The organism is Saccharothrix sp. ALI-22-I, from assembly GCF_001984175.1.
Classification (GTDB): domain Bacteria; phylum Actinomycetota; class Actinomycetes; order Mycobacteriales; family Pseudonocardiaceae; genus Actinosynnema.
Genome location: NZ_MTQP01000067.1, coordinates 382,278 through 405,409 on the forward strand (window position 1 = coordinate 382,278; position 23,132 = coordinate 405,409).

General features: G+C 69.1%; 19 protein-coding genes. 9 read left to right on the forward strand and 10 right to left on the reverse strand.

Going from position 1 to position 23,132, the window contains the following annotated elements; genetic code table 11:
• The first annotated feature begins 20 nt into the window (after positions 1–20).
• Both ALI22I_RS34285 and ALI22I_RS54860 read left to right on the forward strand, forming a co-directional pair.
• On the forward strand, positions 21–995 hold the full coding sequence (locus tag ALI22I_RS34285; protein WP_083752220.1) for an EamA family transporter: 975 nt from the start codon (positions 21–23) through the stop codon (positions 993–995).
• 114 nt (positions 996–1,109) lie between these two features.
• Entirely contained in the window at positions 1,110–1,235 is a 126-nt protein-coding gene (locus ALI22I_RS54860) for a hypothetical protein (RefSeq protein ID WP_274523025.1), read from the forward strand.
• A gap of 167 nt (positions 1,236–1,402) precedes the next feature.
• Here the strand turns inward: ALI22I_RS54860 and ALI22I_RS34290 are convergent, their stop codons facing one another.
• Complete coding sequence (locus ALI22I_RS34290) at positions 1,403–4,018, reverse strand: glycoside hydrolase family 3 protein (protein WP_077010136.1); 2,616 nt, start codon at positions 4,016–4,018, stop codon at positions 1,403–1,405.
• Between the two features lie 233 nt (positions 4,019–4,251).
• Here ALI22I_RS34290 and ALI22I_RS34295 point away from each other — a divergent pair, with 233 nt between their 5' ends.
• The 3 genes from ALI22I_RS34295 (at position 4,252) to ALI22I_RS34305 (ending at position 6,961) form a co-directional block, all read left to right on the forward strand.
• Complete coding sequence (locus tag ALI22I_RS34295) at positions 4,252–5,208, forward strand: arabinan endo-1,5-alpha-L-arabinosidase (protein WP_083752221.1); 957 nt, start codon at positions 4,252–4,254, stop codon at positions 5,206–5,208.
• A 269-nt stretch (positions 5,209–5,477) separates the two neighbouring features.
• Entirely contained in the window at positions 5,478–6,074 is a 597-nt protein-coding gene (locus ALI22I_RS34300; RefSeq protein ID WP_077009695.1) for an RNA polymerase sigma factor, read from the forward strand.
• Positions 6,071–6,961 carry a hypothetical protein gene (locus ALI22I_RS34305; RefSeq protein WP_077009696.1) on the forward strand — a complete coding sequence of 297 codons (891 nt, stop codon included), beginning with the start codon at positions 6,071–6,073 and terminating at the stop codon, positions 6,959–6,961. The genes ALI22I_RS34300 and ALI22I_RS34305 overlap by 4 nt, the downstream gene beginning before the upstream one ends.
• Positions 6,962–6,986: 25 nt before the next feature.
• Here the strand turns inward: ALI22I_RS34305 and ALI22I_RS34310 are convergent, their stop codons facing one another.
• Entirely contained in the window at positions 6,987–7,433 is a 447-nt protein-coding gene (locus ALI22I_RS34310) for an Lrp/AsnC family transcriptional regulator (RefSeq protein WP_077009697.1), read from the reverse strand.
• A 93-nt stretch (positions 7,434–7,526) separates the two neighbouring features.
• Here ALI22I_RS34310 and ALI22I_RS34315 point away from each other — a divergent pair, with 93 nt between their 5' ends.
• The 3 genes from ALI22I_RS34315 to ALI22I_RS34325 all read left to right on the forward strand — a co-directional run bounded on the left by ALI22I_RS34315 (position 7,527) and on the right by ALI22I_RS34325 (position 9,654).
• A complete protein-coding gene (locus ALI22I_RS34315; RefSeq protein WP_077009698.1) occupies positions 7,527–8,360 on the forward strand; it encodes an LLM class flavin-dependent oxidoreductase in 834 nt (277 codons plus the stop codon).
• Between the two features lie 29 nt (positions 8,361–8,389).
• Positions 8,390–8,806: a nucleoside deaminase gene (locus tag ALI22I_RS34320; protein WP_077009699.1), complete on the forward strand. Its 417-nt coding sequence runs from the start codon at positions 8,390–8,392 to the stop codon at positions 8,804–8,806.
• 176 nt (positions 8,807–8,982) lie between these two features.
• Entirely contained in the window at positions 8,983–9,654 is a 672-nt protein-coding gene (locus ALI22I_RS34325; RefSeq protein WP_077009700.1) for a lytic polysaccharide monooxygenase auxiliary activity family 9 protein, read from the forward strand.
• Positions 9,655–9,790: 136 nt separating this feature from the next.
• Here ALI22I_RS34325 and ALI22I_RS34330 read toward each other — a convergent pair whose 3' ends face one another.
• The 4 genes from ALI22I_RS34330 to ALI22I_RS34345 form a co-directional block, all read right to left on the reverse strand.
• The gene (locus tag ALI22I_RS34330; RefSeq protein ID WP_077009701.1) at positions 9,791–10,747 is read right to left on the reverse strand and encodes an ROK family protein; all 957 of its coding nucleotides are present in this window, start codon (positions 10,745–10,747) and stop codon (positions 9,791–9,793) included.
• 323 nt (positions 10,748–11,070) lie between these two features.
• Positions 11,071–12,051: an L-glyceraldehyde 3-phosphate reductase gene (mgrA, locus tag ALI22I_RS34335; protein WP_077009702.1), complete on the reverse strand. Its 981-nt coding sequence runs from the start codon at positions 12,049–12,051 to the stop codon at positions 11,071–11,073.
• Positions 12,048–12,890 carry a LacI family DNA-binding transcriptional regulator gene (locus tag ALI22I_RS34340; RefSeq protein ID WP_077009703.1) on the reverse strand — a complete coding sequence of 281 codons (843 nt, stop codon included), beginning with the start codon at positions 12,888–12,890 and terminating at the stop codon, positions 12,048–12,050. The genes mgrA and ALI22I_RS34340 overlap by 4 nt, the downstream gene beginning before the upstream one ends.
• Positions 12,887–15,334 carry a glycoside hydrolase family 2 protein gene (locus ALI22I_RS34345; protein WP_077009704.1) on the reverse strand — a complete coding sequence of 816 codons (2,448 nt, stop codon included), beginning with the start codon at positions 15,332–15,334 and terminating at the stop codon, positions 12,887–12,889. Before ALI22I_RS34345 ends, ALI22I_RS34340 begins: the two co-directional genes overlap by 4 nt.
• 118 nt (positions 15,335–15,452) lie before the next feature.
• On the opposite strand from ALI22I_RS34345, the gene ALI22I_RS34350 reads away from it, so the two are divergent.
• Positions 15,453–17,588 (forward strand): alpha-galactosidase, encoded by a 2,136-nt coding sequence (locus ALI22I_RS34350; RefSeq protein WP_077009705.1) that lies wholly within the window; start codon positions 15,453–15,455, stop codon positions 17,586–17,588.
• Between the two features lie 93 nt (positions 17,589–17,681).
• Here ALI22I_RS34350 and ALI22I_RS34355 read toward each other — a convergent pair whose 3' ends face one another.
• The 4 genes from ALI22I_RS34355 to ALI22I_RS34370 are packed head-to-tail and all read right to left on the reverse strand — an operon-like array spanning position 17,682 to position 23,065.
• On the reverse strand, positions 17,682–18,518 hold the full coding sequence (locus tag ALI22I_RS34355; protein WP_077009706.1) for an ABC transporter ATP-binding protein: 837 nt from the start codon (positions 18,516–18,518) through the stop codon (positions 17,682–17,684).
• On the reverse strand, positions 18,515–20,341 hold the full coding sequence (locus ALI22I_RS34360; protein ID WP_077009707.1) for a dipeptide/oligopeptide/nickel ABC transporter permease/ATP-binding protein: 1,827 nt from the start codon (positions 20,339–20,341) through the stop codon (positions 18,515–18,517). Before ALI22I_RS34360 ends, ALI22I_RS34355 begins: the two co-directional genes overlap by 4 nt.
• 17 nt (positions 20,342–20,358) lie before the next feature.
• On the reverse strand, positions 20,359–21,348 hold the full coding sequence (locus ALI22I_RS34365) for an ABC transporter permease (RefSeq protein ID WP_077009708.1): 990 nt from the start codon (positions 21,346–21,348) through the stop codon (positions 20,359–20,361).
• A 28-nt stretch (positions 21,349–21,376) separates the two neighbouring features.
• Positions 21,377–23,065 (reverse strand): ABC transporter substrate-binding protein, encoded by a 1,689-nt coding sequence (locus ALI22I_RS34370; RefSeq protein ID WP_077009709.1) that lies wholly within the window; start codon positions 23,063–23,065, stop codon positions 21,377–21,379.
• Between the last annotated feature and the right edge of the window lie 67 nt (positions 23,066–23,132).

Genomic DNA, 23,132 nt, shown 5'->3' on the forward strand with positions numbered 1-23,132 from the left:
CGGTGAGCTACTTTGTCTTAGTGCTAAGCAAATGGGTGACCGCGTTCGCCCCCGCTGTGTGGGGCACGACCTACTTCGTCACCACCGAGTACCTGCCGCCCGACCGGCCCCTGCTGGCCAGCGTGCTGCGGGCGTTGCCGGCCGGGTTGTTGCTGGTCGCGGTCACGCGGCAGTTGCCGCGCGGCGACTGGTGGTGGCGGTCGCTGGTGCTCGGCGCGCTCAACATCGGGGTCTTCCTCCCGCTGCTGTTCCTCGCCGCGTACCGGCTGCCGGGTGGTGTCGCGGCGACGGTCGGCGCGGTGCAGCCGTTGGTGGTCGCCGGGCTGGCCGCGCTGCTGCTCGGGCAGCGGATGACGACGCGCACGGCGCTCGCCGCGATCGCGGGCGTGGTCGGTGTCGCGCTGCTGGTGCTGAGGGCGGACGCACGGCTTGACGCGGTCGGCGTGGCCGCGGCGCTCGGTGGCGCGGTGGCGATGGCGGCCGGGGTCGTGCTGAGCAAGCGCTGGACCTCCCCCGCGCCGCTGTTGGCCCTCACCGGGTGGCAGCTCGTGGCGGGCGGTGTGGTGCTGCTGCCGGTGACGTTGCTGGTCGAAGGCCTGCCGCCCGCGCTCACCGCGACGAACGTCGGCGGCTTGGCCTACCTCGGCACCATCGGCGGCGCGCTGGCCTACGCCCTGTGGTTCCGCGGCATCCGCGTGCTGCCCGCCACCCAGGTCACGTTCCTGGGCCTGCTCAGCCCGGTCGTCGCCACGCTCGTCGGGTGGCTCGTGCTCGACCAGGGGTTGAGCGCATTGCAGGTGCTCGGCGCGGTCGTGGTGCTGGGAGCACTCGTCGCGGCCCAGAAAACTCAGCAGCAGAAGGGGGAAGCCATGCGGATCACCGTGTTCGGAGCCTTCGGTAGCGTCGGCCGGCGGGTGGTCGAGGAGGCACGGCCACCCTCGTCACGCCCAAGGGGCACACGGTCGAGGAAGCGCCGGACTTCCCGGCCGAGTTGAAGCCGATCGCCCGGGCGTGCGCGGAGCAGTTGGCGGTGTGCCGGGCGGATCGCGTCGCCGACTGGACCTACCTCAGCCCGCCGGCGGTGCTGGAGCCCGGCGAGCGGACCGGGGGTGTTCCGGCTCGGCGGCGACGCGCAGGTGGGCTCGGCGATCTCGGTGGAGGACCTGGCGGTGGCGTTGCTGGGCGAGGCCGAGACGCCGAAGCACCAGCGCACCCGGTTCACCGTCGGCTATTGAGTGCCGGCAGGCGTTGCTTCGCAGAGGTCCCCGCCCAGGGGATCCCCCGTTTTTGATCCTGCCGGCCGGCACCGACAATCTCGGGTCGTCGAGCCGCATCTGTGGACAACTGCGGCTGTGGTGGTGACGAACAGGGGGCGGGCCCGGATCAGGCCCGCCCCCACGTGCTAGCCCAGTTCGGCGCAGGTCTTGGCGTCCGGATCGGCTGCTGCCTTCGGGACCCAGCGCACGTTCGCGAACGACGCCTGGAACGCGCCCTCGGTGTAGACCAGGAACGGGGTGTTGACGTTCTCCAGGTCCAGCCCGCCGTTGCCGAAGCAGGAGATCGGGATCTTCACCGTCGACTTCACGCCGGTCGGCAACCCGCTGAACACCCCGGTCGCGTTGACCTCGGCCAAGCACGGGTACACGCAGTGCGCGCTCACGACCGTCCGCGCGGCCGGTGCCTGGTGCACGATCACGTCGAAGACCAGGGCCGCGTTGGCGTTGAGGTAACCGCGCAGGTCGCTGCCGCCCGCCGGGTCCTGGAGGTAGAGCTGGCCCGGCCCGGTGCCGGTCCAGGTCGTCTTCATCGCGTCACCCTGGACGTTCACGTCCGCGGGCACGACGTTGATCGAGCTGTGCGCGGCCTCGCCGTCCGGACCGATTTCGGTGCCGCCCCAGTTGTCCGGTGAGCCGATGAGGCTGCGGTACGGCGCGACGTCCGTGCGGTTGTGGATCTCCAGGTCCTCGGTGGCGGTGCCACCGCCACCGTTGCCCGAGCAGCCGAACTCGGGTGAGGTCTCGTCGAGTCGGCCGACGTTGCCGGTCTCCCAGCTGCGCAGACCGTAGCCCGGCTTGAAGAGCGGGTCGCCGCCCGCGTTCACCGGGGTCTGGCAGGCGCTGCGCGGCCACGAGAACGACAGCTTGCCGGTGAAGCCGGGGTAGGTGTGCCGGCCGCGGACCAGCAGGTCGGCCACGCCGGCGCCCTCGGTGCCGGGCAGCCACGCCGCCACGAACGCGTCCGAGCGGTTGAGCTCCTTGTTGACGTGCAGCGGACGGCCGGACACGTACACCGTGACGACCGGCGCGCCCTTGCCGCTGACCTTGTCCAGCACGGCCAGGTCGTTCGGGTACAGCTTCGCGGCCTCCAGCGAGCGCTTGCCGATATCGCCGACGCCCTCCGCGTACGGGGTCTCGCCGATCACCGCGATCACCGCGTCGAACCCGGCCGGGTCGACGTCACCGGTCTCGCTGAACACCACGTTGTCCGCACCGAGCGCCTCGTGCAGCCCGCCGAGGATGGTCTGGCCGGTCGGGAAGTCGGCGTTGGTGTTGCCGGTGCCCTGCCAGCTCAACGTCCAACCGCCGGTCTGGTTCTGCATGCTGTCCGCGCTCTTGCCGACGACCAGCACCTTCGACCGCGGCTTGAGCGGCAGCACCCGGTTGTTGTTCTTGAGCAGCACCTGCGACTCGCGCACCGCCTCACGGGCCAGCCTGCGCGCCTCCAACGCCTCCGCCGAACCGGCGTGCGCACGCGATGACGGCTTCACGCCGTCCAGCACGCCCGAGCGGAGCTTGACGCGCAGGATGCGGGTGACCGCGTCGTCGATGCGGGCCATCGGGATCTGGCCGCCCTCGACCTGGGCGATCGTGTTGGCGATGAACGCCTTCCAGTCGTTGGGCACCATCACCACGTCGATGCCCGCGTTGATCGCCTGCGGGCAGCTCGCGTTGGTGCAGCCGGCGACCTGGCCGATGCCGTTCCAGTCCGACACCACCAGGCCGTCGAAGCCCATCTTGCCCTTGAGGATGTCGTTGACCGCGAGTTTGCTGCCGTGCAGCTTGCCCTCGTTGATGCCGAGGTCGGAGTTGGTCCAGCTGTTGAACGACACCATCACGGTCTGCGCGCCCGCGGCGAGAGCGCCGTAGTAGCCCTGGCCGTGCACGTTGATCATCTCGGCTTCGGAGGCCGGGTTGACGCCCTGGTCCTTGCCGCCGATCGTGCCGCCGTCACCGATGAAGTGCTTGGCGGTGGCCAGCACGCCGACGCGCCGCTTGCTGTCGCCCTGAAGACCCCGGACGGCCTCGTAGCCGTAGGCGCGGGTGATCCGCGGGTCCTCGGAGAAGCCCTCGTACGTGCGGCCCCACCGGTCGTCCAGCGGCACGGCCAGCGTCGGCGCGAACGCCCAGTCCTGGCCGGTGGCGCGGATCTGCTCGGCGGTCGCCTCGCCGATGTCCCGGATCAGGCACGGGTCGTGCGCCGCGCCGAGGCCGATGTTGTGCGGGAAGACGGTCGCGCCGTAGACGTTGTTGTTGCCGTGCACGGCGTCGATGCCCCAGATCGCGGGCACCTTCGTGCGGCTGGCCTTGGACGCGTCGTAGTACGCGTCGGCCAGGGCCAGCCACGCCTCGGGTGCGGCGTGCTTGTCGCGGTTCGGCCACGAGCCGCCGCCGTTGAGCACCGAGCCGATGCCGTAGTCGCGCACCTCGTCCGGGGTGATCGCGCCGATCTCCGGCTGTGTCATCTGGCCGACCTTCTCGGCCAACGTCATACCGGCGAGGATGTTGCGGATTCGCCGCTCGTCGGCCGGGTTGGACTTGACCCGGCTGTCGACCTTGGGCCACTCGGCCAGTTCCGGGAGGTTCTTCTCGATCCGGGCGCAGCCGTGTTCGGTGCGCGGTTCGCCGATGACCGGCTGGGGCGAGGTCGAGTCCGGGGAGGCGCCGGCTGCGGCGGCTCCGGTGATGAGACCGGCGGCGAGCACCGCGGCCAGCGCGGCGCTCAGGTGTCTGCGGGACATCGTGCGGGACATCGGCGTTCCGTTCGTCTGCAGGGCGACGGCTCTGTCGCGCCCGATCCTCGTTACCGGGCCGGGTCGTGGTCAAGAGTCCGTGAGAGCGCTTCCATGAACGCCCTGTTCAGAGGCGTGAATCCCGGAAGATCCTTTTTGGAAAGCGCTTGCCAGAGCGGAAACATGTGCGTTACGGTCCGGCTGGGAGCGTTCCCAGAATCGTGTTCGCAAGGAGGCGAAGCATGAATCTGCGGTATTTCCTGAAGGCGCTCGTGGTCGCGTTGCTGCTGACGACATCGTTAACCGGCGAGGCGATGGCCTACCCGTACCCCGGTGTGGTGACGGGGGACATCAGCGTGCACGACCCGTCGTTCGTCAAGACGCCGGGCGGCACATACCTGGTAGCGCACACCGGGGACAACATCGCGCTGAAGACCTCGACCGACCGGACCGCGTTCCGCAACGCGGGCCAGGCGTTCCCCGGCGGCGCGCCGTGGACGACCACGTACACCGGCGGCAGCCGCAACCTGTGGGCACCGCACCTGTCGTACCTGAACGGCCGGTACTACATGTACTACTCGGCCTCGACGTTCGGCTCCAACCGGTCGGCGATCTTCCTGGCCACCAGCACGACCGGCGCGTCCGGCTCGTGGACGAACCAGGGTCTGGTCGTCGAGTCGCGGACGTCGGACGACTTCAACGCCATCGACCCGGACCTGTCCGTGGACGACCAGGGCCGGTGGTGGCTGAGCTTCGGGTCGTTCTGGTCCGGGATCAAGATGGTGCAGATCAGCCCGAGCACCGGCAAGCGCGCGGACAGCACCATCCGGTCCATCGCCGGGCGGGGCGGCGGCGCGATCGAGGCGCCGACGATCGTCAAGCGCGGCTCGTACTACTACCTGTTCGTGTCGTTCGACCTGTGCTGCCGGGGTGCGTCGAGCACGTACCGGGTGGTGGTGGGTCGGTCGAGCAGCATCACCGGGCCGTACGTGGACCGGAGCGGGCGGGCGATGACGTCGGGTGGCGGCACGGAGGTGCTGGCCGGTCAGGGCAGCGTCCACGGGCCCGGTCACCAGGACGTGTTCACCGACACGGACAGCGACGTCATGGCCTACCACTACTACACCGACAGCGGGGCTTCGCGGCTCGGCGTCAACTGGCTGGCCTACGACTCGGCCGGCTGGCCTTACCTGCACTGACCGGGTTGGGGGCACAACCCCTGTCGTGCCCCCAGCCGTTCCGGCCGTTCCCGTGGCGCACGGCGGGCGTTCACGGGTTCGAGGGGGCCGTCGCCAGCGTGACGGACTTGGTGAGAGCGCTCTCGTCGGGTCTTTCGGAGGGTCTCAACGGTGAGATCAGCCTGCTGGCGGCGGCCGCTCAGGGTGCGGCGACTTGGGGTGCGGCGGCGCTTGGGGGTGCGCGCTTACGGTGGGGGCAACACTTCCTCGACCGGCGGGCACAACGGGATATGACGACCGATGACCCTGACGACCGCACCCTGTGGTCACAGGCCGCGGCAGGGAGTGGACCCGCGTTCGGCGTGCTGTTCGACCGGCACGCCAAGGCGGTCTACAACCACTGCTTCCGGCTGACCGCGTCGTGGGCCGCGGCCGAGGACCACCTGCAGAACACGTTCCTGGTGGCCTGGCGCAAGCGGGACCGGCTGCGGCTGGAACACGACTCGGCCCTGCCGTGGCTGCTGGCCGTGGCCACGAACGTGGTGCGCAGCGACCGGCGCACGGTGGCGAGGCGATTGCGGCTGTTCCGCAAGGCGCCGGTGGAGACCTCGGTCCCCGACCACGCCGATCAAGTGGCCGAACGGGTCGACGACCAGCGGCGGATGGCACAGCTGCTGGCCGCCGTGGCGGAACTGCCGCGCAACGAGCGGGAAGCGCTCGCGCTGTGCGTGTGGTCCGGCGTGTCCTACGCGGACGCCGCCGGCGTACTCGGCATCGCCGAGGTGAGCGTCCGGGCCAGGGTCAGCAAGGCGAAAGCCCGGCTGACCCGCAGGTTCGGCGCGACACCGGTCGTCGCCGTCCCCGCGATCACCCTGGAGGACCGATGAACACCACACTCCCCCCGGCCCGCGACCTGCCGCCGCACCGTCACCACGAGATCCGCGCCAGGCTCGAACGCGAGGTGGCCGGCGGCCGTCGTTCCATCCGGTTCGCACCGCTGATCACCGCCGGGGTCGCGGTGGCGGCCGCGATCGCCCTGGTCACCGTTGTTGTCGCGCCGTGGCAGCAGCCCGGCGGCGTGGGGCCTGCCGCGTCCGGCAGCGCGGTGCACCCGACCACGGTGCGCCTGCCTCCGCCGTCACCTGCGGAAAAGCCGGTCATCCCGAACCTGTCCCCGGAGCGGATCGCCCAGATCGAAGAGGGGTGCCCTAAGAGCGCCGGCGTTCCCGGCAAGGCCGTGCTGCACCAATACCTCACCGACGCCGCCGGGACCTTCGGGTTGCTCTACACCGGTGACACCGCGTTGGGCTGCACGATCGACATTCCGACCATGCCGTACAACGCGGGGTTCAGCTCGGGTTTCGACGTCGAGTGGCTGCCCGGCGAAGCGTCCGTGGACCACGTCGGTGCGAAGCCCGGCGGCGACGTGGACAAGGCCGAGTACGCGGGCCTGGCGGGTTACGACATGGCATACGGTCGCGTGTCGGCGAAGGTGGCCAAGGTGACCTACACGTTGCACGGGCAGACGGCGGAGGCGACGGTCGCCAACGGCACCTTCGTGGCCCGCATCATCCACCCGTCGAACTGGGAGATCCCCGACAACTTCGAGGCGGGCGAGATCCAGGCGTACGACGCGCAGGGCAACCTGATCAGCTCGGCGGCCGACAGGTACGGGCCCTGCTACGTCAGGCCGGGGGACTACAAGATCGTCGTGGGGGACAAGACCTCGGACCCGAAGACCTGCTGGCCGGCGGTGTCCTGGCGGAACAAGTGACCTCGTCGGAACGGGGTGTGTCCCTTCATGTCGGGGACACACCCCGGTACCGCAGGGTCTGGCTGTAGACGATGTTCGTGGTCGTGCTGCCGAAGCCGGTGAGGTCGTTGACCACCTGCTCCAGGTGCGTCATGGACGTAGCGGCGACTTTGAGCGTGTAGCAGTCGTCGCCGGTGGTGCGCAGGCACTCCAGGATCTCGGGGCGTTCGGCGAGGAGCGCGTGCAGCGGGTCGTGCCGGTTGCCGGGGTACTTCAGGCGGACGACGGCGAGCACGGCGTAGCCGACCTTGTCCAGGTCCACCTCGGCCCGGTAGCCGGTGATGATCCCGGCGGACTCCAGCCTGCGGACGCGTTCGGTGGTCGCCGACGCGCTGAGGTTGACCCGGCGGCCCAGCTCGGTGAGCGCGATCCGGCCGTCCCGTTGCAGCTCGCCGAGGATGGCCCAGTCGGTCGGATCGAGGTTCCCGGTCATCGGGGCAGAGTACCGTGGAATTCACGGTGAGTCGGGCGCTGTGCCGGGATGAGTCTCTTCAGGATCGGGCGACCAGTACCTAACCTTGGTCCGGTGGAAATCGGTGTGAACGTCCCGAATTTCGGTCCCGGCACCTCGCCGGACGTGCTGCGGCGCTGGGCGCTGACGGTCGAGGGGCTTGGGTTCGACCTGTTGATGGTGTCCGACCACGTGGCCGTGACGCCGGACGTGGCGAGCCAGTACCCGGCGCCGTTCTACGAGCCGTTCAGCGTGCTGTCGTGGTTGGCCGGGGTGACGTCGCGGGTTCGGCTCGGTACGACCGTGCTGGTGCTGCCGTACCGGCACCCGTTGCTGGTGGCGCGGATGGCGGCGAACCTGAACGAGCTGTCCGGTGGGCGGTTCGTGCTGGGGGTCGGGGTCGGATGGGCGCGGCAGGAGTACTCGGCGTTGGGGGTGCGGTTCGCGGACCGGGGTCGGTTGACCGATGAGGGGCTGCGGGCGGTGCGGGCGGCGTGGCGGGATGAAGAGGACTACCGGGGCGGGCGGATTCCGATCTGGGTGGGTGGGCACTCGGATGCGGCGTTGCGGCGGGCGGTGCGGTTGGGAGATGCGTGGCACAGCTTGCGCCTTACGCCTGTGGGGTTCCGGGAAGGGTTGCGGCGGTTGGAGGTTGTCGCGGAGGAGGAAGGGAAACCTTTGCCTGCGTTGACTCCTCGGATTCTCTTGAACATCACGCCTGATGAGGTGGGGCCGGACCGGCGGTTGGGTGAGGGCACGGTGTCGCAGGTCGTGGGTGATCTGGCGGAGTTGCGCTCGCTGGGCGCGGAGGCGGTGGTGCTGGACCCGTTCGTCGGCGATCCGCAGGAGACGGTCAATCCCGAGGTGGCGTGGCAGGCGTTGGCGACCGTGCGGAAGGAGTTCCGATGAGTTCACAGATGAGTTCGCAGAGTTCGCCGATGAGTTTGCAGAGCTTGCGCAGGGCGATCGAGCTGGCGGCGGAGGCTCGGGCGGGCGGGAACCCGCCGTTCGGATCGTTGCTGGTGGGGTCGGATGGCGCGGTGTTGGCGGAGGAGCGCAACACGAGCGTGACGGACGATGACATCACCGCGCATCCGGAGTTGAAGTTGGCGCGGTGGGCGGCGCGGTCGTTGTCCCCGGAGGTGGCGGCCGGGACGACGATGTTCACCAGTTGCCAGCCGTGCGGGATGTGCGTGGGGGCGATCGAGCGGTCGGGGTTGGGGCGGGTGGTGTTCGCGCTGTCCACCGAGCAGTTGAACGCGTTGAAGCCGGGTGGCGGTTTCGCGGCTGTGCCGCAGGAGGGGCCGGCGCTGCTGGAGGAGGCTCGCGTTCCGGTCGTGGGGTACTACCGGTAGCCGGTGTTCGCGTTGGTGCTGGTGGGGGTGTGGGGTGGGGCCGTTTGGAGCTGGCGGGACGGCGAAATAGCTTCGTTCGCTTATGGGGTTCACAGATTGTGCCCGGTTCGCTACCTTGGGGTCTGGGAGCGCTCCCAGTCAGTACTCCGTAATCCTCAACGTGGAGGACAAAACACATGACCTTCAGTCGCGGTCTCCGAACGGTGTTCGGCGTCTTCAGCTCGGTCTTGGCGGTTCTCGCTGCCAGCGTCGTGGTCCTGGTGAGCGCAACGGGTACCGCGAGCGCACACGGCTCGGTCACCGACCCGCCGTCGCGCAACTACGGCTGTCACCAACGCTGGGGCAGCGACCACCTGAACCCGAACATGCACCTGACCGACCCGATGTGCGCACAGGCCTGGAAGGCCGACCCGAACGCGATGTGGAACTGGAACGGCCTGTACCGCAACGGTGTCGGCGGCAACCACCAGGGCGCTCTGCCGAACGGCCAGCTGTGCAGCGGTGGCCTGGCCGAGGGTGGTCGTTACCGGGCGCTCGACGCGGTCGGCGCGTGGAACACGGCCACCAAGCCGCGCCAGTTCACCCTCACCATCACCGACCAGGCGAGGCACGGTGCGGACTACCTCCGCATCTACATCACCCGGCAGGGCGTGAACACGGCGACGTCGCCGCTGAACTGGAGCGACCTGGAGCTGGTCACCACGACCGGGCGTTACCCCACCACGGGGCTCTACCAGGCTCAGGTCAACGCGGGCAGCCGGACCGGTCGCCACGTGGTGTTCACGATCTGGCAGGCCAGCCACATGGATCAGGCGTACTACCTGTGCAGTGACGTGAACTTCCAGTAGTGACGGGGTTCTGAGTCCTCAGTGGACTGTTCGGCTCAAGTCCGGCTCGATTTGACATGGGACCCTTACGGGTGCCATGTCAAATCGAGCCTCGTCGGCCGGTGGCGGATCCGTTGTGGCCGGTGGGGTGGTGGACTCAGATTCCCACGGGTAGGGACGGGATTCGTTCGTTTGCCAGCAGTGCTGCGGCGCCGATGAGGCCTGAGTCGACGCCCAGTGTTGCCGGGCATACCTCGACTCGGCGCATGAAGTCCAGGCCAGCGTAGTCCGCTAGCGGCTGGGTGATGGCGGGTTCCAGTAGGTCCCAGGCTTGGGCTACGCCGCCGCCGATGACGACGCGGTCGATTTCGCACAGGGCGGCGGCTACGGTGATCACTTGGGCCACTGCTGCGCCGGAACGTCGGAACGCTGCCTGTGCGGTTGGGTCGCCGGCCCGTGCTGCGGCGGCCAGGGCGACGCCGTCCGCTGTGCCGCCTAGTGGTTGCCAGCCTTGTTCCAACGCCCAGCGCACCATCGATGGGCCGCTGGCGATGGCTTCGGAGCAGCCGTTCGCGCCGCAGCCGCACAGTGGGCCGGACGGGTCGACCACGAAGTGGCCGACGTGGCCCGCGTTGCCGGTGGTACCGAAGTGGGGTTGGCCGTCGAAGACGAAACCGCCGCCGATGCCGGTGGAGACGACCATGCCGAGCAGGCACTGGCTGCCCTGGCCGTTGCCGTGGTGGTATTCGGCCAGGGCCATGCAGAGCGCGTCGCCGCCTAGCCGGACTGGGAGGCCTGGCAGCACGTCGCGGACGTGAGTGGTGATCGGGAAGTCGCGCCAGCCGGGGATGTTGACGGGACTGATCGTGCCTTCGCGCAAGTCCATCGGGGCGGCCGAGGCGATGCCTGCGCCGAGGATGGTGCGGTCTGCGGTGAGGCTGAGGAGTTCGTCCAGCACGCCCGCCAGGCCGCGCCAGACGGCTTCGGCGTCACCGGCCGGTGTCGGTGTGGTGCGGCGGGCCAGGACGGTGCCGTCTGACTCGACCAACGCTGCGGCGAGTTTGGTGCCGCCGATGTCGATCGCGACCGCGATCGGGTCGAGTGCTTGGCCCATGGGACTTAGTTAAGCGGTTAAGCAAAGTTCCGTCAAGCGTTGCGTCTCCAGGGTCCACTTGAGACGTATTGGACCGTGAAGTGGTTGACTCCCTGTGGATTGAGGATGACCGGTAGTCGTTACGAGCGGTGGCGAGCGGTGTTACCTCGCGGTAAGCGAGTACGCCGATCGGCGGGTTGGGCGCTCCGCCGTCACCGTGAGCACGTTGTTCTGCACCTCCACTGTGGATCGCGCCGGCGAAGTCGCGTACCACCGCCATGAGCGAGGCCCGCCTGGGCGGTGCGGATCAACGCCCAGGCGGGGGTTCAACGGGGCTGTGGACGTCAGAGGTACTGCTCGATCTCCGCCAGCTCCGCTACCTCGAACGACAGGTTCGCCGTCGCGGCCACGTTGTCGTCCAGCTGCTTCACGCTGGACGCGCCGATCAGAGCGGACGTCACGTTGCGGAGCACCCAGGCGATCGCCAGCTGCGCCAGCGTCTGGCCGCGTCGCTTGGCGATGTCGTTCAGCGCCTTGACTTTCGCCAGCTTCTCCTCGGTGAGGTTGGACGACGAGAGGAACGGGGAGGCGCCTGCCGCACGCGATCCCTCGGGGACGCCGTTGAGGTAACGGTCGGTCAGCACGCCCTGGGCCAACGGCGAGAACGCGATGCTGCCGGCACCGACCTCGGTCAGCGCGTCGAGGAGGCCGTCCTCGATCCAGCGGTTGAACATCGAGTACGACGGCTGGTGGATGAGCAGCGGCGTGCCCAGGTCGCGCAGCACTCGGGCGGCTTCCAGGGTCTGCGAGGCCGAGTAGTTCGAGATGCCTACGTACAGCGCCTTGCCCTGCCGCACGATCGCGTCCAGTGCGCCCATCGTCTCCTCGATGGGAGTTTCCGGGTCGGGCCGGTGGTGGTAGAAGATGTCGACGTAGTCCAGACCGAGCCGGGTCAGCGACTGGTCCAGTGAGCTGACCAGGTACTTCCGCGAACCCCACTCGCCGTACGGGCCGTTCCACATGTGGTAGCCGGCCTTGGTGGACACGAGGATCTCGTCCCGGTACGGCTGGAGGTCCTGGGCGAACAGCTTGCCGAAGTTCTCCTCGGCGCTACCGGGCGGCGGACCGTAGTTGTTGGCCAGGTCGAAGTGCGTCACGCCGAGGTCGAAGGCGCGGCGCACGATCGCGCGTTGGCCGTCCAGGTGCTTGTCGTGGCCGAAGTTGTGCCACAGGCCCAGGGACACGGCGGGCAGCTTGAGCCCGCTGCGGCCGGACCTGCGGTAGGGCATGGCTTCGTACCGCGACTCGGCGGCTTGGTGGGTCATGTCGGTCCTTTATCGGTGCTTTCCCGCGGGATGAGCGTGGGCTTGGGCGACCAGCGCTCGGCGACCTCGCGGCCGTCGATGAGTTCCAGCACGGACTCGGCGACCGTGACGCCGAACTGGTGGACGTCCACGCTCATCGTGGTGAGCGCGGGGGACGTGAGCCGGCACAGGGACGAGTCGTCCCACGCCACCAGGCTGAGCCGGTCGGGCACGGCGAAGCCCAGTTCCTTGGCGACACTCAGGCCCGCGACGGCCATCACGTCGTTGTCGTAGAGGATCGCGGTGGGCGGCTCGGGGGCGTTGAGCAGCACGGTGGTGAGCTTCGCCCCTGACTCCTCGGAGTAGTCGCCCTCCAGCACGGTCGGCTCGATGCCCGCTTGCGCGCAGCCTTCGAGCAGGGCCGCGGTGCGGGCCCTGGTGTGCAGCAACGTGTCCGGGCCGCTGACCCGGGCGATGCGGCGGTGGCCGAGGTCGAGCAGGTACGCGAGGGCTTCGCGGACCGGGCCCGCGTCGTCCGTGCGGACGGCGGGCACGGCGATCTCGTCCGGCTCGCCGACGTACAGCGCGGGCAGGCCCATCTCCCGCAGCACCGCCGGGCGGTGGTCGTCCACGGTGCGGTTCACCACCACCACCGCGTCGACCAGACCGCCCGCCGCCCACCTGCGGTAGGCGGCGATCTCGGCGTCCTCGGTGGCCACGATGTGCAGCAGCACGGAACGGTCGCCTTCGGCCAGCCGTTCCTCGATGCCCGCGATGAACTCCATGAAGAACGGCTCCGCGCCCAGCAACCGCGCGGGGCGGGCCAGGACGAGGCCGACGGAGCCGGGGACGGAAGTCACGTCCGCACCGCGCAGAGGCTGTTGGCCGATCGCAGCACCAGCGGTCCGGTGAGGACGGACGGGTCGGCCAGCGTGGTCGCGGTCCGGACCAGGAACGAGTGCGACTGGCCGGCGGCGAGGGTGACCAGGGTGTCGTCGGCCACGGCGTCCTCGGCGACGCGGTCGGCCAGCACGGCGACGTCACGGGAGAAGGAGGACGCGGTGACGTCCACCCGGTAGCCGTCGGCGAGCCGCGTCACCTCGGCGGTGAGCGGCGCGGGGTCGTAGCTGAGCTCCAGGTCCTCCCGGAACAGGTGCGCGGTGCGCGCGTCGGCGGTGCTCACCACCAGGACCTCCACCTTCGGGTCGCCCGGCGTGACCAGTTCCGCCGCCAATTCCAGCTGCGCGACCGACCGCGCCGGCACGTCGAGGCGGAGTTTAACCGCCGCGAGCACGTCACCCGCGAACGTCTGCCGCTCCAGTGACACGTCACCGGTCCAGGTCTCGTCGGTGTCGTTGACGGCGAACAGCGCGTCCACGCCGTCGCGCGGCTGGACGGTGAGCAGGCGTGGCGCGAAGGCGTGCTTGAGCGCGTAGTACAGCGGCTTCGGGCGCTCGTCGCCGTCGATCGCGGCCCACGACGTGACCGGCCAGCAGTCGTTGAGCTGCCAGACCAGCGCGCCGGCCGTGCGGGGCCAGTGCGAGCGGAAGTGCTCGACGCCGAACGCGACCGCGCGGGCCTGGTTGAGCTGGGTCGCCCAGTGCCAGTCCTCGAAGGCCTCCGGGGCGGGCAGGTGCGGCGCCAGGCCGCGGTCCAGCTTGCCGTTGCCGTCCTCGGCTTTCTGGTGCAGCAGGAATGCGGGCGAGGTCGGGGTCATCGGCTCGTCGTGCACCCACTTGGTCAGCGTCGCCCAGGTCGGCGGGCCCTGGAAGCCGAACTCCGAGCAGAACCGCGGGGTGAAGTCGCGGTAGTGGGTGTAGTCGATCCGGTTCCAGACCTCCCACTCGTGGCGGGTGCCGTGGGTGTCCACGTTCGGGTGCAGGTCGCTGTCGGGGCTGTACGGGCTGCCCGGCGCGTAGTGCCTGGTCGGGTCCAGTTCGGTGACGATCTTGGGCAGCAGCTCGGTGTAGTAGCCCAGACCCCAGGTGCGACCCTGGAGCTGTTCCGGCCAACCCCAGTCGGCGAAGCCCCACAGGTTCTCGTTGTTGCCGTTCCACAGCGCCAGGGAGGCGTGCGAGGTCAGCCGGGCGACGTTCTCGCGGGCCTCGGCCTCGACCTCCTCCCACAGCGGCGACTCCTCGGCGTACGCGGCACAGGCGAACAGGAAGTCCTGCCACACCAGCACGCCGCGCTCGTCGCAGACGTCGTAGAAGTCCTCGGTCTCGTAGATGCCACCACCCCAGATGCGAAGCATGTTCATGTTTGCGTCCACGGCCTGCTCGACCCGGCGGACCAGCCGGTCACGGGTGATGCGGGTGAGGAAGTGGTCGTCCGGGATCCAGTTCGCGCCCTTGGCGAACACCGGCTTGCCGTTCACGACGAAGGTGAACGGGGCGCCGACCTCGTCGGGCGTCGTGTCGACGGTGATTGTGCGGAAGCCGATGCGACGCATACTCCGGTCGACGTAATCGTCGCCGGACTGGAGGATGACGTGCAGGTCGTAGAGAGGGTGATCGCCGTAACCCACGGGCCACCAGAGGTCGACGTCCGGCACCTCGACGGTCACCACAGCGGTGTCGCCGTCGACCTGGACGCGCTGTTCGACGCCGCCGACACCGGCGATCACGGTGAGGTCGGTGCTTTGGGCACGGTCGACCTCGACGTGCACTTCGACCCGGCCCATGCCGTTCTCGTCCACCGTGACCAGCGGTCGGACCTGGCTCAGTCGCGCCTCGGCCCAGCGTTCCAGGCGGACGGGCTTCCAGATGCCGGCGGTCTGCAGGTCGGGACCCCAGTCCCAGCCGAACGAGCAGGCCATCTTGCGGAGGGCGTTCATCGGGTGCGGGTAGGCGCGGTCGCGCCAGCCCAGCACCTCCTCCTGCTCCTCTGCGTAGGCGAGGGCGGAGCGGAACGTGACGACGAGGTCGTTAGCGCCGTCCTTCAGGTGCGCGCGCACGTCGAAGCGGTAGGAGCGGAACATGTTGGCGGTGCTGCCGAGCAGCTTGCCGTTCAGCTCGACCGTGGCGACGGTGTCGAGGCCGTCGAACGCCAGCTCCACCTTCTCGCCCGGTTTGGCGGCCTCGGCCTCGAAGGTGAGGGCGTAACGCCAGTCGGCGCGGTGCATCCAGGCCAGCTCGGCTTCGTTCGTGTCGAGGTACGGCTCCGGGATGAGGCCTGCCGCGAGCAGGTCGAGGTGAGTGCTGCCGGGGACCTCGGCGGGCACCTCGCGGCCGGCGACGGTCTCGGGGATCGGCCCGGCCACCGCGCTCATTCGCCACCCGTTGTGCAAGGTCGTGCGGATCATCGTTCCCCTTTTCCGGCGGCGCGGTGGGTTCAGCAGTATGAACTTCAAGGTATGGCGATTCTTACGCCAGCAACTAAAGTAAGTCAACGAGGTTCATCACCAGAGAGGAAGACCACAAGTGGCAGACGTGACGCACCTGCGGGCGGCAGGTGTAAGCCTGGTGCTGGACTTCTCCGGGAGCACACTCCCCCGAGTCCGCTATTGGGGCGCTGAGCTGGGCGAACTCGATCCGGGGGAACTGGACGCGGTGCTGTTGGCGCAAGCCCCGCACCCCATCGGCTTCTCGGTGGACGGCGCGGTCGACGTGGCCGTGCTGCCGGAGCAGTCGGCCGGCTGGCTCGGCACGCCCGGGATCATCGGCAATCGGGGCGGACGGGACTTCTCGACCGCGTTCCGCGTCGTGTCGGTCGACGGCCCGGTGGCGGGCCGATCGGTGGTGCACGCGGTGGACGAGGTCGCCGGGCTCGGGCTGGAACTGGTCATCGAGCTGACCCCGTCCGGGCTGGTGCGGCAGCGCGCCGTGCTGTCCAACACCGGTTCGTCGGAGTTCGCCGTGGACGCGGTGAACCTGACCCTGCCGGTGCCGGGGCAGGCGGTGGAGATCCTGGACTTCACCGGGCGGTGGACGCGTGAGCGCAGCCCGCTGCGCACCCGGTGGACGCAGGGCCTGCGCGTGCGGGAGAACCGGACCGGGCGGACCGGCTACGACTCCGCGTACCTGTTCGCGGCGGGCACCGCCGGGTTCGACAACCGGTCGGGCGAGATCTGGGCAGTGCACACGGCCTGGTCGGGCAACCACCGGACGTTCGCCGAGAAGACCTACCACTCGGTGTCACTGCTCGGGTCCGGCGAGTTGCTGCTGTCCGGTGAGGTGGTCCTGGCGCCCGGCGAGTCCTATACGTCACCGTGGCAGTACGCCTCCTACGGGCACGGGCTGGACGAGGTGTCCGGTCGGTTCCACCGGTACATGAGGTCGCGCCCGTCGCACCCGAAGTCACCGCGCCCGGTCGTGGTGAACACCTGGGAGGCGGTGTACTTCGACCACGACCTGGGCCGGCTGAAGGCCCTGGCGGACGCCGCCGCCCTGGTCGGCGCCGAGCGGTTCGTGCTGGACGACGGCTGGTTCGGGTCGCGGCGGGACGACAGCCGAGGTCTCGGCGACTGGTACGTGTCGGACGAGGTGTGGCCGGACGGTCTCAAGCCGCTGACCGACCACGTGACCGGGCTGGGGATGCAGTTCGGCATCTGGGTCGAGCCGGAGATGGTCAACCCGGACTCGGACCTGGCGCGGGCGCACCCGGACTGGATCATGGCGGCGGGCGACCGGCTGCCCGGTCCGGCGCGTCGCCAGCAGGTGCTGGACCTGGCCCGGCCGGAGGCGTTCGAGTACATCCTGGAGCGGCTGGACGACCTGCTGTCCACGTACCCGGTGTCGTACCTGAAGTGGGACCACAACCGGGACCTGGTGGACGCCGGGCACCGGCCGACCGGGCGGGCAGGGGTGCGCGGTCAGACGTTGGCCACCTACCGGCTGCTGGACGAGCTGCGGCGGCGTCACCCGACGGTGGAGATCGAGTCGTGCTCGTCCGGCGGCGCGCGGGTGGACCTGGAGATCCTGGAGCGCACCGACCGGGTGTGGGTGTCGGACTGCATCGACGCGCTGGAGCGGCAGTCGATGCAGCGGTGGACCAACGCGCTGATCCCGTTGGAGCTGATGGGGACGCACGTCGGCTCGGGAACGTCACACACCACGCACCGGCAGCACCCGATCGACTTCCGGGCCGGGACGGCGCTGTTCGGGCACTTCGGCATCGAGTGGGACCTGACCAAGGCTTCCGAGGAAGATCTCCAGCGGCTGACGTCGTGGGTGGCTCTGTACAAGGAGTTGCGGCCCCTGCTGCACACCGGCGTGTCCGTGCACGGCGATCACGCCGATCCGGCGATCGAGGTGCACGGCGTGGTGGCGGAGGACGGCTCGGACGGCGTGTTCGCCATCGTCGCCCTGGCCACGTCCGAGTTCTACCCACCGGGCGCGGTCCGCCTGCCGGGCCTGTCCCCCGACCGTTCGTACCACGTGCGGCCGCTGGCTCCCGGTGACGTCCCGGACGGCAACGCGGACAACTGGGGCGTACGCCTGCCTTGGTGGACGCCGGAGGGCGTGACGCTGCCCGGTCGTGTGCTGGAGAACGCCGGTGTGCAGGCCCCTGTCCAGTACCCGGAGCGGTTGGTGCTCGTGCGCGCAACGGCCGTCTAGAGGTATTCCTGAACGAGTGCCGCACGCCTTTTCGGCGTGCGGCACTCGTGTTTATCCCCCGATTGAGCCGCGCAGGCGGTGGAGCAGCGGCAATTAGACCCAGTCGTACGCGGCGGCGGCTCCGGCCTTCTCGACGTCGGCCGGGTCGATGTCCACGGCCCGGCCGCGCGCTTCGGGGTTCGGCGCGGCGGAGGCCAGGATGCGGGTGTACGGGTGCTGCGGGTTGAGGATCACGTCGTCGGCCGGTCCCCGCTCGACCACGCGCCCCTTGTAGAGCACGAGGATGTCGTCGGAGAAGTGCCGGGCGGTGGCCAGGTCGTGCGTGATGTAGAGGACGGCCAGGTTCTCCTCGCGTTGCAGGCGCGCCATCAGGTTGAGCACGCCCAACCGGATCGACACGTCCAGCATGGACACCGGCTCGTCCGCCACCACGACCTTCGCGCCCGGCGCCAACGCCCGCGCGATGGCCACGCGCTGCCGCTGACCGCCGGACAGCTCGTGCGGCCGACGTCCGGCGATGTCACGGCCGGGCAGCGAGACGCGTTCCAGCAGCTGCACGACGTCGTTCCAGCCGTGCGGCTTACCGTGCAGTTTCAACGGCCGGGCCAGGTGGTGCTCGATGGTGTGGAACGGGTTCAGCGAGGCGAACGGGTCCTGGAAGACCATCTGCACGTTGTCCCGGTACCGCCGGTCCGCCACGCGCTGCCCGTCCGGCCCGGTCACCGTGATGGCGCCGCTGCTCGGCTTCTCCAACCGGGCGATCATCCGGGCGATGGTGGACTTGCCCGAGCCGGACTCGCCGACCAGCGCGACCGTGCGGCCGGGGGTGAGGGTGAACGACACGTTGTCCACCGCCCGCAGCTTCACCCGCCGCAGGCCGACCCGGACGTGGAAGTCCTTGACCAGTTCGCTCGCTTCCAACGTGGTCATCGGACGCCTCCGAACGCGGTGGGCTCGCCGGACCGGTCGACCGGCGTCATCTGCTCGCCGGAGCGGACGAACGCGCCGCGTTCGCCGGTCAGGCTGGGGAACGAGTCGAGCAATTGGCGGGTGTAGGGGTGCGCGGGCTGCTCGTACATGTCCTGCGCGGTCGCGTACTCGACGACCTCGCCTTCCTTCATCACCGCGATGCGGTCGGCGAGTTCGAGCAGCAGCGGCAGGTCGTGGGTGATGAACAGGACGGCGAAGCCGATCTCGTCGCGCAGCCGCAGGATCTCCCGCAGGATGCCGCGCTGCACGACCACGTCCAGCGCGGTGGTCGGCTCGTCCATGATCATCACCTGCGGGTCGAGCAGCAGCGCCATCGCGATCATCACGCGCTGCCGCATACCGCCGGACAACTCGTGCGGGAACGAGCTGAGCCGCCGCACGTCCACGCCGACCAGCTTGAGCACTTCCTCGCACTTGGCCTTGCGCTGCGCCTTGGTCATCTCCGGCCGGTGCGTGGTGAGCACGTCGTCCAGCTGCGCCCGGACCGTGATGACCGGGTTCAACGCGTTCATCGCGCCCTGGAACACCATGGACAGCTTCGACCAGCGGAACGCCCGCAGCTCGCCGGGCGTCAGCGCCAGGACGTCGATGTCACCGCCCTCGCGGTCGTGGAACGTCACCGAGCCGGTGGTCACCTCGGCCGGCGGCCGGTGCAGGCGGTTGATCGCGTAGGCGAGCGTCGTCTTGCCGCAGCCGGACTCACCGGCCAGCCCCAGGATCTCGCCTCGCCGCAACGTGATCGACACGTCCTTGACCGCGTGCACCGGCGTCTCCACCTGGTAGACGACGGACAGGTTGTTCACGGTCAGCACCACATCGTCGTCCGTCCGCGAAACGGGCTCGGCCACCTTCGAGACCTCCGCCTTGCGGCGACGGGGGATGTCGCGCAGCTTGGGGTTGATGATCTCGTCGATGCTGAAGTTCACCAACGCCAGACCGCAGCCGAACAGGGCGATGATCAGGCCCGGCGGCACGAACCACCACCACGCCTCGCGTTGCAGCGCGAAGCTGTTCTGCGCGTAGTAGAGCATCGTGCCGAGCGTGGACGAGTTGGACGCGCCCAGGCCGAGGAACGACAGGCCCGCCTCGCTCAGGATCGCGTAGATCACCGAGAACACGAACTGCGAGGCCAGCAGCGGCAGCAGGTTCGGCAGGATCTCGACCGTGATGACCCGCCACGGCTTCTCGCCGGACACCCTGGCGGCGGCCACGTAGTCCCGGTTGCGCAGCGACAACGTCTGCGCGCGCAACACCCGTGCCGACGCGGCCCAGCCGGTGATCGCCAGCACCACCGCGATCGTCCACATGCCGCGCTGGTCGGCGGGCACGAACGCGGAGATGACGATCACCAGCGGCAGGCCGGGGATCACCAGCATGACGTTGGAGAACAGGTTGAAGCCCTCGTCCACGTACCCGCCGATGTAGGCGCCGACGATGCCGAACAGCGCGGACAGCACCGTCGCCATCACGCCGACCATCAGGCCGATGTAGAGCGACCCCCTGGTCGCGTGAGCGAGCTGGGCCACGACGTCCTGGCCGGTCCACGTCGTGCCCAGCCAGAAGTCACCGCTCGGCGGCGTCAGGCTGATATCGCGGATCGTGTTCGGGTCGCCGACCAGGAGCGGGCCGATCACGCCGATGAACGTGATCAGCCCGACCAGGGCCAGGCCGACGCCGAGCTTCGGCGACCAGCGCGGCAGCATGGACCGCCACCCGGCCCGGCCGCGCGGAGGCTCGACGGTGACAGCACTGAGATTCGTCACGGTGTCCGTTCTCCTTCTCAGCCGCTGACGCGGGTGCGCGGGTCGATGACGGCGTACAGCAGGTCGACCACGAGGTTCGCGCCGAGCACGGCGACCGTGATCACGAGGAAGACGCCCTGCATGAGTGCGTAGTCGTTGTTCTGCACCGCTTGCAGGAGCTTGGACCCGATACCCGGGTAGGAGAACACCTGCTCGGTGATGACGGCGCCGGACACCACGAACCCGAGGGAGATCGCGAAACCGGCCACCGACGGCAGCACCGCGTTGCGGGCCGCGTACTTGATCATGATCCGGGAGTCGCGCAGCCCCTTGGCCTGCGCGGTCAGCACGTAGTCCTCGGAGGTCGCGGACACCATCATGTTGCGCATACCCAGCAGCCAGCCGCCGACCGACGAGATCACGATGGTCAACGCGGGCAGCGTGCCGTAGTAGATCGCCGAGCCGATGAACTCGCCGTTCCAGCCGGGCGAGAGCAGGATGTCGTAGCCGCCCTGGAGCGGGAACCAGCCCCACGCCGAGGACAGCACCGCGACCAGGAGCAGGGCCAGCCAGAAGTACGGCACGGCGGACAGCACGGTGGTGGCGGGCACCAGGCTGTCCAGCCAGGTGCCGCGCCGCCAACCGACGAACGTGCCGAGGATGATGCCGAAGGCGAACGACAGGAACGTCGCGATGCCCACGAGCATCAGCGTCCACGGCAAAGCGCCCGCGATGACCTCGGACACCGGCGCCGGGAACGCGCTCACCGAGATGCCGAGATCACCGCGGAACATGTTACCCAGGTAGGAGATGTACTGCTGGAAGAGCGACTCGCTGCTGTTCGTGCCGAGCATCAGCTCGTACGCTCGGCGGGCCGACGGGTCCACGGTTCCGCCGCGTTGCGCGAGCTTCGCCATGAGGATGTCCACCGGGTTGCCCGGCATGAGCCTCGGGATGAAGAAGTTCAGCGTCAGCGCCGCCCAGAGGGCGACCAGGTAGAACCCGAACTTGCGGGCGTAGTACCTCATCGGTCCGCCTATCGCCTCACTCAGTCGATCACTGGCCGGCCGGCTTGAGCTTCATGATGATCTCGGAAGCGTCCGGACGCCCCCAGAGGGCCGGGAACGCGTACAGGTCTTCCTTCGTGGGCCAGCCGGTGAACTTCTTCGCGTTGTACTCGCTGGTCGTGCCACCGGTCAGGATCGGGATGTACGGGATCGACTCCTCGATCTTCGTCTGGATGGTGTCCAGGTACGGCTGCCGGGCGGCGTCGTCCTCCGGGTCGATGCCCTTCAGCGCGGCGAGCGCGGCGTCGACGTCCGGGTTGGAGAAGCGGGCGAAGTTCGGCTGCGCGGTCTCGCCGACCTTGGCCGTGTTCGAGGTGCTGAAGAAGTAGGACGCGTTGTAGAACGGGTCGGGCGCCGGGCCCTGGTAGATCGAGTCGATCAACAGCTCGTAGTTGCCGCGACCACGCGCGTCGGACCACTCGTTCCAGGAGAGCTGCTGGGCGGTGATCTTGATGCCCACCTGCTGGAGCTGCTGGGTCATCGTGTCCACGGCGGTGATGTAGTCGGTCCAGCCGGCCACGACCTTCAGCGTCAGGGCCAGCGGCTTGCCGTCCTTCTGGTAGATGCCGTCACCGCCCTTGGTGTAGCCGGCGGCCTCCAGCGCCTGCGTGGCCTTGGCCGTGTCCGGCTGCATCGGCGCGGTCTTCTCCTTGAGCTTGCCGGAGATCTGGTCCTTGTCGCGCTCCAGGAGCGCCGCGCCGGGGGAGATCTCGCTCGCGGTGTTCTCGAACGCCAGCGCGTTGAGCTGCGTGCGGTTCATGCCGTAGTAGATGGCCTTGCGGACGGCCACGTCGGTCTGCGGGCCCTGGCAGCCCAGAGCGGCGTTCGAGCAGGTGAACAGGGCGACCTGGTTCATCGGGATGGTGACGGCCTTGTAGCCCGGGTAGTTCTTCTCGACGTTCTTGATGTCCGGGACCGGGCCCGTCTGCCAGTCGATCTGGCCGGCCTTCAGCGCGTCGACGGTCGCCTGGTTGCCCGACATCGAGATGTAGCGGACCTTCTTGACGGCGGGCTCACCGCCCCAGTAGCCGGGGTTCGCCTTGAGCGTGAACGCCTGGGCCTTGAACTCCTCCAGCATGAACGGGCCGGTGCCGACCGGCTCCTTGACGGGTTCGGTCGCCGGGGTGCCGAAGTCCTTCCACTTGTGCTCGGGGACGATGTAGATCCTGCCGAGCACCTGCGGACCGTCCATGTAGGACGGTTCAGCGAACTTGACCGTCACGTGGGTGTCGTCGACCGCGGTCGCCGTGCCCTTGTAGCCCGTGCCGTTGATGGCCTGGTTCTTGGTGATCATGTCGAGGGTGAAGGCGACGTCCTGCGCGGTGAACTTCTCGCCGTCGGCCCACTTCACGTCGTCCCGCAGCTCGATGTCGAGCTGGGTGCCGTCGGCGTTCCACTTGAACGTCTTGCCCAGCCGCGGCCTGGGCTCGACGTCGCGGATGTTGTTGAAGAAGAACAGCGGCTCGAAGATCGTCCCGGCGCCCTCCAGCGAGGTGGGGGAGAACGGGTTGAAGTTGATCTGGAAGTCGCCGGCCGGGCCGGGCAGGACCAGGGTGGCCTTGTTCGCGTCGCTCTGCGCGCTGGATCCACCACACGCTGTCGCCAGCATGGCGACCGCGGCCAGTCCGGCCGCCGCCGTGCGCGTCCGTGAGAAGCGCCTTGCCTTCAGGAACATCATTGATTCCTCTCGTGGCCCGAGACCGGCCGCGGTCCCGCGTTGAGGTGGATTGTTAAGTCATCAAAGA

Coding starts and splice junctions, on each gene's coding strand:
- ALI22I_RS34290 (WP_077010136.1), bottom strand. CDS start 4,018: ATGTCCCGCAGACACCTGAGCGCCGCGCTGGCCGCGGTGCTCGCCGCC.
- ALI22I_RS34295 (WP_083752221.1), top strand. CDS start 4,252: ATGAATCTGCGGTATTTCCTGAAGGCGCTCGTGGTCGCGTTGCTGCTG.
- ALI22I_RS34300 (WP_077009695.1), top strand. CDS start 5,478: ATGACGACCGATGACCCTGACGACCGCACCCTGTGGTCACAGGCCGCG.
- ALI22I_RS34305 (WP_077009696.1), top strand. CDS start 6,071: ATGAACACCACACTCCCCCCGGCCCGCGACCTGCCGCCGCACCGTCAC.
- ALI22I_RS34310 (WP_077009697.1), bottom strand. CDS start 7,433: ATGACCGGGAACCTCGATCCGACCGACTGGGCCATCCTCGGCGAGCTG.
- ALI22I_RS34320 (WP_077009699.1), top strand. CDS start 8,390: ATGAGTTTGCAGAGCTTGCGCAGGGCGATCGAGCTGGCGGCGGAGGCT.
- ALI22I_RS34325 (WP_077009700.1), top strand. CDS start 8,983: ATGACCTTCAGTCGCGGTCTCCGAACGGTGTTCGGCGTCTTCAGCTCG.
- ALI22I_RS34330 (WP_077009701.1), bottom strand. CDS start 10,747: ATGGGCCAAGCACTCGACCCGATCGCGGTCGCGATCGACATCGGCGGC.
- mgrA (WP_077009702.1), bottom strand. CDS start 12,051: ATGACCCACCAAGCCGCCGAGTCGCGGTACGAAGCCATGCCCTACCGC.
- ALI22I_RS34345 (WP_077009704.1), bottom strand. CDS start 15,334: ATGATCCGCACGACCTTGCACAACGGGTGGCGAATGAGCGCGGTGGCC.
- ALI22I_RS34355 (WP_077009706.1), bottom strand. CDS start 18,518: ATGACCACGTTGGAAGCGAGCGAACTGGTCAAGGACTTCCACGTCCGG.
- ALI22I_RS34365 (WP_077009708.1), bottom strand. CDS start 21,348: ATGAGGTACTACGCCCGCAAGTTCGGGTTCTACCTGGTCGCCCTCTGG.
- ALI22I_RS34370 (WP_077009709.1), bottom strand. CDS start 23,065: ATGATGTTCCTGAAGGCAAGGCGCTTCTCACGGACGCGCACGGCGGCG.